We start from the raw sequence: 14,555 nt of genomic DNA on the forward strand, positions 1-14,555 counted from the left end.
AACAAAACAGGCCGGTTCTGCAAAGTCAACCAGAAAAATACTCTGTGAAAACCATAAGAAGTGTTCATTCACACACTTCTACTCGCCCTTCAAAATCCCCAAACGTTGCAGTTTCGACTGACATTCATCCCGTTCGCGGCTCCGTTTCAGTGATTTCCAGGTCTCATCCTGTACTTCCAGAAATGCATCTTCTGAAAACGGAGGCACCAGTGATTTCTCAGCTGCACTCGCCATTAACCGGGCCAGAACCTCTTTATCCAGGCGGGTCAGGAACATGGCCCCCTGCCGATAGTCTTCAAAGGCTTCCCAGACCACGGGAAACAGCAGTTTGACGATTTGCTCGCCAATCGCCCGGGAATACTCCTGAATCTCCCACTGAGCATGCGAGTCCATACGTAAGCTCAAGAAGTGAATCAAGTTATGTAAATCAATTTTCCAGTAAGCTTCGGTGTAGGTCGCCAGTGGTAAATCTTTGCGGGCCTGTTCGCGGGCCACGCCGGCTTCCAGACGGGCCTCGTAAACGTCGCGGGCTTTCTGCTGAAATTCGGTCTCTTCCTCAGTCAGTTTTTGTCCCAGATCTTCTGGCAGCGGGGCGTCACTGCCCTGCCGGTTGGAAGTTGCCTGGGTTCGCCATTCGCCGGGAAGTGTGGTCTGAGCGGAATCGATGGCAACCGAATAACGGGTGCTGTATTCGTTCACATTGGCCGTCCGGTGGCGAATCCACTGCCGCCAGCAGTCCATCGGTACCCGTACCAGGAACTTGAGTTCGGCCATTTCGAAGGGGGTACTGTGCCGATGACGCATTAGATAGCGGATCAAAGTCCGGTCGTCGGAAACGCGTTTGGTTCCCTCTCCATAGCTGACTCGGGCTGCCTGAACAATCGAACTGTCATCGCCCATGACATCTACCAGACAAACAAAACCGTCATTGAGAACCGGAATTTTTTTCCAGCGCAATTCGTCAATGAGTTCAGACCGCTCCGTCATGGGGAACACTCCCGGAATGCGTTAAAAGATAAGTAGAATGGAAAACCAGAGGCAGACGAATCTCAGAAATCTGCCAGAAGACATTTATAGTCAACCGCACCCACAAACGACACCGTACCGGACTGTGAGTCTGTCAAAATCAATAAATTCACCGCCGCTTACAGTAAATTATCAGGCCGATCAGTAAATAGTCAGCCGGGATTGAATGTCCACTGTCCGATTCTCTCGCGACGATTTCAAAGCCGCCAGCAGAATCTCGGTAACATGTCGCGCCGTTGATGCATTTGACAGCGGCGGTTGAATACCTTTGCGAATACAGTCCGCCCAGTGCTGATGCGAATTCTGCACGGGATAATGCGATAGATCGACGGTTTCTTCGATCAGCGGGGCATCTTCATCGACTTTCGAACTGGGATAATAATAGCGCAATGATTCCGCCTGCCGACTGCTGACCAGTTTCCCGGCTGTCCCATGCACAGAAAATTCGTATGTCCGGGCGGCGTCGCACCAGCCGGTTTGTGCCGTGCCCAGAGCCCCGTTTTCGAATTCGAGAATCATCGACGCCGTATCTTCGAGACGCGTCGGTTTCGACACCGTGGTCAGTTTCGCGGTCACTGATTTGACGGCTCCCACCACGCCAACCAGATTGGCGATCGCATACACGCCCATATCAAACAGCGCTCCGACATCGGCTTTGTCGGCGTCGAAAAACCAGAGATCATCGGTCGGCTTCTCTTCCAGAATTTCCTGAATGCCCGCGTAATAGACTTCCGGGCCGCCATGACTCGCACGGGCATCGGCCGAAGCGATCGTCCCCAGCTTTTCGTTTTGAATGTAATCGCGGGTCGCCAGCACATGCGGGTTCGACATGTAAGGCAGCGCCAGCACTGTCACATCGTGATTGTCTGTCTCTTCCACAAACGCGTCGGCTTCGTCCATCGAAGTACTCAACGGCTTCTGCATGTAAACATGCTTACCCGCTTCGATGGCTTTGATGCCCCACTCCACATGCAGCGGGTGAGGCAGCGCAATAGCGACCGCGTTGATACTTTCATCGTCGATCACGTCCTGGTAATTCTGCGTCGAACGTGGGACATTGAATTTACGACAGAGCACATCCAGTCGCGACTCTTTCCGCCCGGACAGCATCACTACTTCACAGTCTTTGACGGTCTGCAGTTCCGGCAGATGCATCTTGGCCGCAATTCCGCCGGCACCAATAATCCCGACTTTCAAATCCTTCATCACTGTCTCCACAAAGTTTGCTCTCAGATTCAGGCTGACATACAAGGCGTATATGGATTCAGTGTCTTCATTTTTGAAGTGGATGTAAAGGCTGCGATTTCCCTTTTAGAAGTAACACTCCTCTGAGGGGCGATGCGAGGTGACTATCTAAAAGTAGGGTCACGCCCTACCGCTATACGAGCAGGAACTATACTCTGAAATCGAACGAACACAGCCGGTCAAGCCGGGCCGTGGCACACGGAAGTCTGATCCGGGAAGGAAATGTACTGACTTACTCCGTCCCCAAATGCTCCATTGCGGCCGGCATGCGTTGGATGTTGCCTTCGCGATCGACGCAGGCAATCACACTGTGAGCTTTGGCGATCGAGGCACCATCTCGAAACAGTTCGTAATCATGTTCCAGCTTAGCGCCGGTGACGCGGGAGAGTGTAGTCCGCAGCGTTAAGACATCATCGTAGCGGGCCGGGAGACGGTATTTGCATTCGATCTTCGCCACCACCAGCAGGTAGCCTTTTTCTTCCATCTCACGGTAGTTGCCTCCCTGAGAACGAAAGAGTTCGGTGCGGCCCATTTCAAAGTACGTAAAATAATTTCCATGATGCAGAAATCCCATGGAGTCCGTTTCGTTATAACGGACGCGGATCTCCATCTCATGCGAGGCAGACATAAGGCTGGCATTCCTTTTTCGAATTAGGTTCGGGCAGGAGTGGTGAGCGAAACGTCGTAAGTGCGTTGGGAGTCTTCATCGCCATTATCATTTTGAGAATTCTCAACGGCGATCTGATACAACTTCCGACCCGCTTCCGTGGGGTACGTCGTATCGATGCAGGCCTGGCACAGAGACGTATCAGGCAGCCCGACGGCACGCGAAATCGATTCTTTCGGCAGATATTTCAAACTGTCCGCACCAATCGCATCGGCCATGGCCTGTTCGACTTCCGGGCTCATCTCTCCCCCATGCAGGAATCGGGGGGCAAAGAGTTCATTAATCGTTGACATATCAATGCCATAAAAACAGGGGCCAATGATCGGCGGGCAGGCCACACGCACATGCACTTCTTTGGCACGGCCACGGTCTTTCAACTGGCTGATTAATGCTTTCATGGTGGTGGAACGCACAATCGTATCTTCCACCAGCAGCACCCGTTTGCCCTCCAGAACTTCCGGGAGCGGCGTGTATTTCGCACGGACCTTGTCACCGCGGTTGGCACCTTCGATAAACGTTCGGCCGATATAGCGGTTGCGGATCAGTCCTTCCAGACAGGGCACGCTCAAATGATAGGCCATACTGTCGGCGGCTGCTTTCGCGGTATCCGGAACGGGCACCACAATCGTATCATCGTCAATCGGAACGGTTTCCTGCTCGGCCAGTTCTTCCCCCAGACGTTTGCGGGTGATGTAGACGCTCTGGTCATCCAGCGTACTGCAGACGTTGGCAAAGTAAATCCATTCAAAGAAGCAATGCGCTTTTTGTTTGGGCTTGGCATATTCGCGAATCGTAAGCTCGCCATCCTGAATGACCACGGCAGAACCAGGAGGCAGGCTGTAAATCTCGTCTGCTTCAAAGCCCATGTTCGCCAGTGCCACACTTTCGCTGGCAGCGGCAAACAGCGAACCATCAAATGCATAACAGAGCGGACGAATGCCAACCGGATCGCGAGAAACAAACATGTTCCCGAGCGCATCCAGAAAGACAATATTATAGGCGCCATCTAACCGCTGGCTAAGCGTGCCCAGAATGTCGAACAGTTCACCGGGATTTTCTTTCGAAAGTTCCTGAGAAATCAGATGCATCAGGATCTCGGTATCGGTTTCCCGTGCCAGATGGAAGTCGGATTCGGTCAGAACCTCTTTACAAAGCTCCTGGTAATTCGCCAATTGACCGTTGAAGCCGAAACTGAACCATTTGGATTTCTGAATATGATGCCGCTCGAACGGCTGGGCGTAGCTCCGATCATCTTTCCCGCAGGTCGCATACCGCACATGGCCGATGGCGGCGGGGCCCTCGTACTTCTTCATCAGGTTATTAAACGTCTGCTGATGATTGAGCTGAAAGACTTCCGTGACGGTGCCTACATCTTTATGTGTATCGATCAACTGATTGCGTTTGGGGTTGAACGTCGTCATCCCGGCCGCCAGTTGACCGCGATTTTGGATATCCAGCAGTAACCGGGAGATGAGTTGGGATGTCTTATCAGGGTCACCCAGAGGTGCCAGCGGGCTGGTCTCTTTATTGGGAAGGTGATAGACGGCTGCAACTCCACATTCGTGGTATAGTTCCGACATAAAATGCCTTAGTTCGTGTTTAAGGGTTTCAAAATCAGTGTGAACCGGGTGAACTATGCGGTAAATTGTTTCAGGGCTATCGTGAAGAGACAATTAAAATCAGGGAGTGAGAGAGAGAAAGTGACGATTTTTCGGGAAAATCAACACGATTTACAGTCAAACTCATCTCTGATGAATGTCTATGCTGCAGCCACCGACTACTATATTATATAAATATTAAGAAATAGGGACCCGGTGGGGAGTGCCTGTTTGGAATTTTTTTGTGATTCGTTGAAAAAGTGCAGACCGTGAGTCTTACAAGACGTGAAGTAATCGAAACGGCAGAAACGCTGGTCATCAAAATTGGAACAAACGTTCTCTCTTGCGCGGACGATACACTCGACCCCACGCGGATTGAATCATTGGCCGAGCAAATTCACCGCGTGAAGGAGACCGGGCGGAAAGTCGTCGTCGTTTCCAGTGGCGCTATCGGTGCCGGCATGGGACTTTTGGGATTGAAAGAACGCCCCAAAGATCTCGGTCACTTGCAGGCTTCTGCGGCCGTAGGGCAGGCGCACCTCATCCGCCGCTATGATCGTTGCTTGCAGAAACACGGTTATCACGCAGCGCAACTCCTTGTGACGGCCAACGATTTTAAAAATCGCACCCGCTATCTCAATGTGCGAAATACGATCCATACCCTGTTCGAATACGGGGCTGTCCCCATTGTCAACGAAAACGACACGGTCAGTATTCAGGAAATTAAATTCGGCGATAACGACCATCTGGCCGCGATGGTCACCAGTCTGGTCAAGAAACCACTGCTGGTCATTCTGTCGGTCGTGGATGGCCTGTATGATGGCGATCCCAAATCACCGGAGAGTCATCGGATTTCCCAGGTTCAGGATTGGACACCCGAATTACTGGCGCTGGCAACCGACGACAGCAGTTCGCTGGGCACGGGGGGCATGAAATCCAAACTGCAGGCCGTCCGCTCTGCGACCGCGGTCGGCGAAAATGTGATTATTGCGAATGGCCAGCAGGAAGGGATTCTGGATCAGATTCTCAAAGCCGAAGACGTAGGCACACTGTTTCTGGCACAGGGGGCCTCGGTCTCAGCCTGGAAACGCTGGATTGGCTATACCATTCGGCCGAAAGGGAAATTCCACCTGGACGCGGGAGCCACGAAAGCCATTCGTGATGGGGGAAAATCTCTACTGGCGATTGGAATCCAATCGATTGATGGTACATTTGAAAGTGGTGAGGCAGTGACTCTGGTCAGTCCGAGCGGCGAAGAATTCGCACGCGGACTGAGTAATTATAATTCCAGCGATCTGGCGAAGATTGTGATGCGACGTTCGGATCAAATTGCCACCATCCTCGGGGCTGTGCCTTATTCCGAAGTCATTCATCGGGATAATCTGGCAGTTCTCGAAAATCATCCTGCTGTGTAGGAGCAAGCGCCCATGTGGATCACCGAAACCGCCATTCCGCCCATCATCGTCTGCAGCATCGTCGCAGTCATCTTATTTGTCCAATGGTACTTAAGACGTCAGACCAAATATCTCGCGGGTGCTGTTGTGATGGTCGTGTTGATGTTTGGCTTTTATATACTCGAATTGAATATTATCACCACACGCGAACGGGTGGAGGCCGACCTGTATGGCTTAGCGAACGCGTTCCAGAACAAGGAAAAGGACACCACTCTGAATTACATCAGCCCGCGGGCTGATCGATTACGTCAAATGGTTCAGATCGCATTAAATCTGATCACGATCGACGGAGAGCTCAGAATTACCGATGTCCAGACTGAGTTGAGATCAGAAAATTCCGTCGCCACCACCCATTTTCGGGCAAACGGGGCGGCCACGTTCGGCAGCTATTCCGGCCGTCATCCCACTCGCTGGGAATTAACGTGGCAAAAAATGGGGGGCGAGTGGAAAGTCACCAAAGCCAGGCGTTTGAACCCAATCACAGGTGAAGAGCTCCGCCCGATGGCACTGCAATAATCGAAATCGGCTGCAATTTCGAGCAACTCTGCTGGTTTAATGTAGGAGCGAGTCGATGTACTCGCTCGCCTGGCAACATCCAATTCACAACGGAACCAGATAAAAACTGCCCCCATCATGAATCGCGTGTGACACTGCTCGGCTTGCCCGACAGTGCCGTGATTTCACGCTCTTCACCTCTGAACCTGACCAACCTCCTCCTGAAGAAATTGCCCTTGATCGCATCGCGTCCCTCGGCATGATCATGCGGAGATAACGTCGCGCGCGTGAGCGAACACTACAGATTCAGTCGATATGAAGAACCACTGAGAACACCAGCACCACAAAACCCGCTTGTTTCAGCGACATTTTCCAAACCTCTGCTCCCATGCACCCCCGTTTTCATGCGACATCGCAGGCCATTTTTCCGCAATCCCAGAACTTCATAGAACGATCCCAGCCAATCACATGACGTTCCCGGAGAAAACAAGCAATGCTCCCTTGACTCATTCCCGCCCTTGTTGAAAATCCATTTCACAAACATGATTTCATCCCTATTTAAGAGCTGCCCCATGCCCCACCGCGCGAAGCACAAACAAGATGCCAGTTCAAATAGTAACAAAAAAAAACATCGGCTTAAGTATCATGAGCGGCACGGCGCTAGTAACTCCGCTTACAAATAGTTTCCCACCACGGCGAATTGTTGCCATTGTTTCCTGGTTTTCCGGAGTTCTCTCCAGGTGCGTGGGCGTTCGATCTGCTGCTGCTTTGTGCGGTGTCCGGTGTAGGTCCAACGCATAGGACGGGCCATGTGCTGGTTGAAGTATTCAATGAAGTTCTGCAGTTTTTCGATCAGGTCCTGTTTGGAGGTGAAGCTGCCTCGACGCAGTGCCCGACGTTTAATGATGCCGAATACGATTTCGATCTGGTTCAACCAGGAACTGTGCTTGGGCAGATAAATAAAGCGGATGCGATGCGCTGGATTGGTCAGGAACGCACGCCGACTGGTCATTGTTTTCAACACACCCTGCCGTTTTACTTTTCCCAGATGGGCCGGATTGATTCCCAGTTGCTGCGCTACCAATTCGACGAGTGGCGCGCCGCAGTGCGTGTTTAAATTGTCGACAACGAACACCCAGCCTGCCTGTGGATCAGTGGCGATCGTCTGCGCGATGTGACGGGCGAAATCGTGGTTGTCGCGCGTTTCGGTAATCGTCGTGGCCAAGAGTTGTCCTTGTACCACATGCCAGTTGGCTGTCACGCACACAGCGCCATGACGGGTATACTGAAACTCTTCCCTGGCCGATTGTCCGGGACGTGGCGGTTTTGTCTCAGCCCGCCGTTCGTTGGCCTGCAGGCTGGTCATTTCATCAATGCAGACCGTGTGAGTTCTTCGCTGGTCATACAACTGTGGCGCCTCATGGTAAGTTCGGCAGACCGTTTCTACCTGCCGCTGAAACAGCTCAGGATCTTTCTCGGTGGTATTGCACCAGTAGCGGCTGCGATGAGGCTTCAGATTCACTTCACGCAAGATCCGATTCACATGGCTGGCGGAAATCGAATCGACCAGTTGACGCCGTTGTGCTTCGTCGGCCAGTTCGGCTCCCGTCCAGGAGGTCACTGGTCGCCCGCTGTTCTGGGGCTTCTCACAGGCCAGTGAAATCAGTCCCGTAATCTGTTCGTCAGTAAAACGTCCTGGCGATCCGCTACGGGGCGCGTCGCTGAGGGTATCAATGATCGCCCGTTGGAAGGCACTCTGGTTGAGATTGAACTGCATCTGCAGGAGTGCCTGATAGGAGTCCCGCCAGCGACGCCGCCAAAGTCCGACCGTTTTAGGGCAGCGTTCGACAGTGTCTGAGATGGTCTGATTATCAAGCTTGTTGAATGCGAGTAAAATAATCCGGGCTCGCACAATAATTGCCCGGCTGGCATTCCGACTCGCAGCCAGTTGCGATAAAATCTGATGCATACTCGACGTCAATTCAATATGGGCAGCCTTGCCTGACATTGCTCTTCCCTGGTTCTGATGGGCGAGGTGAGATTCCTCATCAAACCTCGGAAGAGCATTTTTGTCACCAGCAATCTGGTGGTCTACAAAAAACAGGGAAACAACGTAAAAAAACTTTCTGGTAGGAACGAACTTAAGAGCGGAGTTACTAGCCGCCGTTTGTGAGGTAGGGTTCCAAAATCAAAAACGGTGGCTAGCGCCATTCCGCTCACAGTAGGTCACCTTCATTTTTCAAGCGTAAAAAAAGGAATCCAACCCACACAAGCAAAATCCTACCAGATCTCACCGGCAACACCGCAGATGAACACACCCCACCAGGCGTGAATCTATCTCCCCTGTATCCTCCGAGCGGGTTCAAAAAGTAGGGGCTGCCCCATGTGTCAGCCCGCCGGGCGGAGACCGATCAAGATTCACGTTCAATTGGGAGCAGGAATAAACATTCAATCGTCTGCCCACAAATTCATGAGCGGAATGGCGCTAGCCACCGTTTTTGAATACAGGGCCCCAACACAAAAACGGCGGCTAGGTAGCGTTTCTTAATTCGAACGTTGGCTACCCAAGACATCCAACCGGGGCTAACGCCCTGCGGCTAGTGGCTTTTTTTGCGGTCATAGTCCAAGAAACAAAGGCAATATCACACCATCGGCTACGGTTTGATCTTATATAACTCACTCTGTCGACCGCAAAATCACGCTCAATACTATTAAATAAACACTACCTAGCGCCGTGCCGCTCACAGTAGGTGACCACTCATTTTCAATCCAGTGAAATGAAACCTCTCTCTCATCACTGCCCGGCCTGATCTTCCATCATCTGGCGGCTCTCCTGCATCGCCGCTTCCCAGTCTCCTTCGCGGGCCTGCGTGATCATTTCGTTCAACCACTGTGCCTCACTCTCGTTGATCTCGTTCTGTTCCAGCGAACTCTGAATCAGTTTCTCAACCACGAGTAACCGTTCTTCACTTTTCTGATTACAAACCGAATACAGGGCCTTCGAAATCTCATACGTCTTGGGTGACACTTCCGGATACCCACAACCGGAGAGCAGCAACAAGACGAGAACAACGTGCCATTTCAACCATTGCTGTCTCATCTTAAAACTCCCCAATCACTTCGCCTTCGCTGATACTTGACAGCTCGGCCCATAAAATGAGATCGATATTCTCAGAAACAAATCGGACTGAACCATCTCCCAGACAGACATGCCCACCACCAATATGCTCGGAATACATCTGCCCCACATGGAACGTGGGAAAGTTGACCGGGTGAATGATCGGAAAACCGGTAATGTCCAGCTCACCCCCCGACGGTCCTGCATGAATTAGCGCCAGTGTCGCCGCCGCATCGGGACCATTTTCCGGCGTGGAAAACCGGGGATGAGTATATGCTCCCGGCACCACGCCGACCCATGTTTTATCGCTCAGTTTCGAAGAGTGTTCGCCCAGAAAGATTGTATTCGATAAGCCATCGGTCACATCCCGCATCTTCGTCCGTGAGTTCCGAAAGAAGGGCCCGTCTGCGACCTTCGAAGCATCGCCGTTAATCGTCACCGTCTTGGTGGTTTTAGTGTAAATGTCCGTAAAGATCACGCCCGTGGTACTCGCCCCACAGTCCCCCCAGCACGATTCCTGACCATGACTAGCTACGTAATGCGAACGACCAAACAGCAATTGAGCGCCCCCCATCAACAGCGGACTCCCGCCGGAATCCTGCACCACAAACGGCTCATCCCCGCCCGATGATGTCGGGCATAAAAAAACTGTCAGCTTCGTCTGGGCCGCACTCGCATTCACCAGATCCCAACAGGGCCGATTCACATCAAACGCGTTATACAGGGGGGCCTGATCCAGATAAGGCAGCAGCATCGCCGCCCATGTCCAGCCTGGTGCCGCATCCCAGGTCTGCGGATCAATGTTGGCCCAGGCCGGCCCCGAACCATCGCTGGTGCCATACGAAAAGTACCCCGCGGGGAACGCGGAATGGGTCTCGTGATAATTGTGCAACGCAATCCCGATCTGCTTCAGATTGTTCTTACACTGACTCCGCCGCGCCGCCTCCCGCGCCTGCTGCACCGCCGGCAGTAATAGCGCAATCAAAGTCGCAATAATCGCAATCACCACCAGCAACTCAATCAGCGTAAACCCGTTGCGGGCTCGAATCTGTTTCATAATCAACAACCTGATCCATTTTCAAAACGGGGATAAGGGGCGGGTAAATAAAATGTAGCCAGCGCTACATTCACGCATATTGTAGCCAGTGCTACATTCGTGTCAATCACAAAACAGAAAAAACTTCAACTACGGAACCGTAGGGGCGGCGCCTGTGTGCCCGCCCGCCTTGCGATATACGATCCGGATTTAATCTGAGAATGGAACCAGTAAAAGTATTCTTCATTTAAATACGGTCCCGCCCCAACGCTTTTCCTGACAAAAAAGAAAAATTATCTTGACAAACAGACACTGTGTTACTCTAATAACACATGTTAATAGAGTAACACGTCAAAATGAATTTCTCTTTTGTAATGGTTCCAGAATTTCAGCAGGATGAATGATGGCGAAACCAGCGTATTTGAATCTGGGGGCCCGGGAGCGGCAGATTATGGATGCCGTTCATGAATTGGGCGAAGCTTCCGTTGCCGAGGTCCATGAAAAATTGACCGACGCGCCCAGTTACACCACCGTCCGCACCATGATGCGGGTGCTGCAGGAGAAGGGGCATCTCAAATTTCGCCGCGAGGGGGTGAAATACATTTACCGCCCGACCGAGGCACCGGCGAAGGCCCGTAAATCGGCGCTGCAGCATTTACTGAAAACGTTTTTTAGCAGTTCGACCGGCGACGCTGTCGCTGCGCTACTCGATATGTCGGGGGACAAGATGTCTCCGGAGGAATACGAACGTCTGGCGAATCTGATCGAAGATGCCCGCCGCGAAAACAAAAAGAAATAACAGGTGAATCATGTTCAACGATCTGCTGTCACTGCCCGGCCTGGAAAACTGGTTTGCCATCGATCTCGCCGTTAAATCCACGCTGTTAGTGGCGTTGGCCGCCGGACTCCGGCATCGTGTCTGGACCCTGTTATTCCTGGCCCTGCTGATCCTGCCGCCGGTGACACTGTTTGCTCCCGGCTGGAACTGGCAGGTCATCCCCCGTTCCTGGCAAGCGGAAAAAAGCGAAGACGCGATTCCCGACGCAATCCCTGTTACTACTTCGGTTCCTTCAGGCATTGAGCCCGAGCCGTCAGCGCTGCCGATGACTCCAAAGATCACACGCGCCGTGGATCAAACCGAACCCACACTTCAGTCTCAACTGGTTCCCGCCGTTTTCGAACAGGAAACGCATCATGCGGTTGCTTCAACCCCCGCTCCCATTCCGAAAATCATTCAACCAGCGACATTCGACTGGTCAAAGCACACGTTGGCACTCATCTGGCTGGGTGGTTTCCTGCTGATGTTGCTCCCGCTTATAACGGGACTCTGGGGAAACGGGCGACTGCGAAAACAGGGGCAGCTTCTGGATAGCCCTGATTGGCAACGAATGATGACGGAATTGAGCCACCGGCTCGGCTTACAGCGTACCATCACGCTTTTATCTGGCGGACCTCAGCAGATGCCAATCACGTTCGGCCTGAGGCACCCATGTGTCGTGCTACCCGATGATGCCGCCAACTGGGACGAAGAGCGACGGCAGGTGGTTCTGCTGCACGAACTCGCGCATATCAAACGTTTCGATGTGCCCCTGCAGATGATTGCCCGCCTCGGCTGTGCGCTGTTCTGGTTTCATCCACTCGTCTGGTGGTCGGCTCGTCAGATGCGTCTCGAACGCGAACACGCGTGCGACGACTGTGTCTTACTCGCCGGCCAGGAACCCTCCGTCTATGCCTCGCACTTGCTGGAGATTGCCCATCAGCTTTCAAATCAAACGCGTTTCACGACGGCGGCGCTGTGCATGGCTCGGAAATCCCAACTCGAAGGCAGACTGCTGGCAGTTCTCGATACTCGCCGCAGTCGCGCCCAGGTCGGAGTCGTCCGCACACTGGGCTGCCTTTCTCTGGCACTTCTGTTGGTGATCACATTGGGAATCGTGCATCCCACACTGCAGGTGGAGTCCTTATTGACGGCAGCAGAAAAGGAACCAGCATCGGCGACTCCAAAAACCGGATCGGAAGAGTATCAACTGATGCGAATCACCGGCACGGTTCTTTCGCCGGACGGAGAACCGCTGTCGGGGGCACACATTGATCTCTTCACTGACAATCGTGGCACCAACTGGCATCGCAGAATTCCGGGAGTTGATGATTTCGAATCCCATCAGACAACAACCAATGAGACTGGCTGGTTTCAGATCGTGCTGCCACACGATATTTCCCGTCCGCGCAAAGATATGCAGATCATCGCCAGCGTCGCAGGCGGTCTGCTGGCGAAAGAAACCATTGATCCCCATCTGCCGCGCCATCATGTCGAACTCAAACTTTCCGCTGCCAAAAAAGTACGCGTACAATTGATTGATACGGTTGGAAATCCGATTGTCGGCATCGAACCCTACCTGAGCGGCATAAGCCTGGGCAAAAATTCTTATATCAATATTCGCCACCCCAAGCCGGACTCGCTGGTCGCCGCGTGGCCTCGCTTTACCAAAAGCGACGACGAAGGCTACGTCGAAGCGATGCTCCCTACTTCGACAACCACGCTCAGACTCTTAATTGACGACAAACAGGTAGGGGCGCACGCATTAGATGTAGAAATTTCTGATAAGCCAATCAGCGTCGCGCTCAAGCCGGCACAATTTCTGGACGGAAAAGTCATTGATGAAACTACGGGCCAGCCGATCGCCGGGGCTGAAGTGATGATCCTCGAACGACCTTATCGAACAACGCGTACCAAGGCCGACGGCAGTTTTCGCGTAGCACGTGGGGAAACACTCGGAGGACTATTTCCATCGGGACAAAATATCCTGCACGTGTATCCTCCCTCGGAATCGGCTTATCTGTTCCATGCACATGAATGGAAATGGCCCAATAATAGACTCAGTGATGCGAACTTAACGATCAAAATGCGGACCGGTATTGTAATATCAGGGAGAGTCACTGAAAAAGGGACGGGAAAACCGGTCCCGAAAGTGGCTCTCGCATTTGAATCACAGGAATACAATAATCCTCTGTTTGATGAGACGTCGCAGTGCCGTTTTTTTGGCGCCGATATGAAGTATGCCACCGATGCAGACGGGCGATTTCAGATGCCGGTCTGGCCTGGTCCCGGATACCTGATCGTCACAGCGCCGACGCTCGATTACGTGCATCAGGAGATCAGCCTGGGAGACAAATACTACGGCAAACCAGGGCTGCAGCGTGAATATTACGACGCGGCAGTCCGGCTCAACCTCAAACCAGCGGCTCAGCCTGAGCCAATGGAGATTATCTTAGAACGTGGTGAATTACTCAAACAGAAAATCATTTGCCCCGATGGCCAGCCGGCGAACGGAAAAGCGTATGCCCGTTCCTACATTCCGTTCAAAAAAGAAATCGATGCCAGCTTGCCTGTAATACTGTTTGAAAACGGGCAATTTGAACTCCCCGGTTTTCATTCGAAGAAATCACTGCCGCTCCTGTTCGTCGATTTAAAACATCACTGTGGAAAAATTGTCACCGAGTTCCCTCCGGACGACGCCCCCATTCAGTTAGAACAATGCGGCGCGGCCACGTTTCAATTTGAAGATAATAACGGAAAGCCACTGGCAGATCATGAACCATTATTGATGATCATCGTAACGCCGGGAGCAACGAATACTGCCTTCATCCAGCCTGACCAACCACTCTGGTTTGAGCATCTGTTCTGGCAGAACATTCTGTGGCCTAAACGAATTTCCAAAACAAACGCGGAGGGACGCGTGACGGTCAATGACCTGATCCCCGGTGCCACGTACCAGTTACAGTTTATCAAAAAAGGGCGTTGGGCCAGCGGCTACGAATTCACCGTTCGCCCCGGCGAAACCACCGATGTGGGTAAGGTCGTGCTGGAGCTGCAATAAACAACAGAGTTCAAAAATGAAACTTGTGACGTTCCCGA

The 14,555-nt window shown here is 52.5% G+C and carries 11 protein-coding genes; 4 read left to right on the forward strand and 7 right to left on the reverse strand.

The genetic code is table 11. The annotated features are described in order from the left end of the window. Positions 1-78: 78 nt before the first annotated feature. From thyX to Pan241w_RS25845, 4 genes are all read right to left on the reverse strand, one after another. Complete coding sequence (gene thyX, locus Pan241w_RS25830) at positions 79-987, reverse strand: FAD-dependent thymidylate synthase (RefSeq protein WP_145221617.1); 909 nt, start codon at positions 985-987, stop codon at positions 79-81. A 180-nt stretch (positions 988-1,167) separates the two neighbouring features. After that, the gene (locus Pan241w_RS25835; protein WP_145221620.1) at positions 1,168-2,232 is read right to left on the reverse strand and encodes a Gfo/Idh/MocA family protein; all 1,065 of its coding nucleotides are present in this window, start codon (positions 2,230-2,232) and stop codon (positions 1,168-1,170) included. A gap of 271 nt (positions 2,233-2,503) precedes the next feature. Next, the gene (locus tag Pan241w_RS25840; protein ID WP_145221623.1) at positions 2,504-2,899 is read right to left on the reverse strand and encodes an acyl-CoA thioesterase; all 396 of its coding nucleotides are present in this window, start codon (positions 2,897-2,899) and stop codon (positions 2,504-2,506) included. A 23-nt stretch (positions 2,900-2,922) separates the two neighbouring features. After that, complete coding sequence (locus Pan241w_RS25845) at positions 2,923-4,518, reverse strand: amidophosphoribosyltransferase (protein ID WP_145221625.1); 1,596 nt, start codon at positions 4,516-4,518, stop codon at positions 2,923-2,925. A 287-nt stretch (positions 4,519-4,805) separates the two neighbouring features. Here Pan241w_RS25845 and proB point away from each other — a divergent pair, with 287 nt between their 5' ends. After that, a complete protein-coding gene (proB, locus tag Pan241w_RS25850) occupies positions 4,806-5,951 on the forward strand; it encodes a glutamate 5-kinase (protein WP_145221628.1) in 1,146 nt (381 codons plus the stop codon). Between the two features lie 12 nt (positions 5,952-5,963). After that, positions 5,964-6,506, forward strand: a complete 543-nt coding sequence (locus Pan241w_RS25855; protein ID WP_145221631.1) for a hypothetical protein — start codon at positions 5,964-5,966, stop codon at positions 6,504-6,506. Positions 6,507-7,158: 652 nt separating this feature from the next. Here Pan241w_RS25855 and Pan241w_RS25860 read toward each other — a convergent pair. From Pan241w_RS25860 to Pan241w_RS25870, 3 genes are all read right to left on the reverse strand, one after another. Then, complete coding sequence (locus Pan241w_RS25860; RefSeq protein WP_145213453.1) at positions 7,159-8,493, reverse strand: IS630 family transposase; 1,335 nt, start codon at positions 8,491-8,493, stop codon at positions 7,159-7,161. Positions 8,494-9,279: 786 nt separating this feature from the next. Continuing rightward, on the reverse strand, positions 9,280-9,585 hold the full coding sequence (locus Pan241w_RS25865) for a hypothetical protein (RefSeq protein ID WP_145221634.1): 306 nt from the start codon (positions 9,583-9,585) through the stop codon (positions 9,280-9,282). A 1-nt stretch (position 9,586) separates the two neighbouring features. Next, complete coding sequence (locus tag Pan241w_RS25870) at positions 9,587-10,660, reverse strand: DUF1559 domain-containing protein (RefSeq protein ID WP_145221637.1); 1,074 nt, start codon at positions 10,658-10,660, stop codon at positions 9,587-9,589. A 379-nt stretch (positions 10,661-11,039) separates the two neighbouring features. Between Pan241w_RS25870 and Pan241w_RS25875 the strand changes: the two genes are divergently transcribed. Together Pan241w_RS25875 and Pan241w_RS25880 are read left to right on the forward strand one after the other, a co-directional pair. After that, positions 11,040-11,438: a BlaI/MecI/CopY family transcriptional regulator gene (locus Pan241w_RS25875; protein ID WP_198000159.1), complete on the forward strand. Its 399-nt coding sequence runs from the start codon at positions 11,040-11,042 to the stop codon at positions 11,436-11,438. Between the two features lie 10 nt (positions 11,439-11,448). Further along, entirely contained in the window at positions 11,449-14,517 is a 3,069-nt protein-coding gene (locus tag Pan241w_RS25880; RefSeq protein ID WP_145221640.1) for a M56 family metallopeptidase, read from the forward strand. Positions 14,518-14,555 lie beyond the last annotated feature (38 nt).

It is taken from the genome of Gimesia alba, from assembly GCF_007744675.1.
Taxonomy (GTDB): Bacteria; Planctomycetota; Planctomycetia; order Planctomycetales; family Planctomycetaceae; genus Gimesia; species Gimesia alba.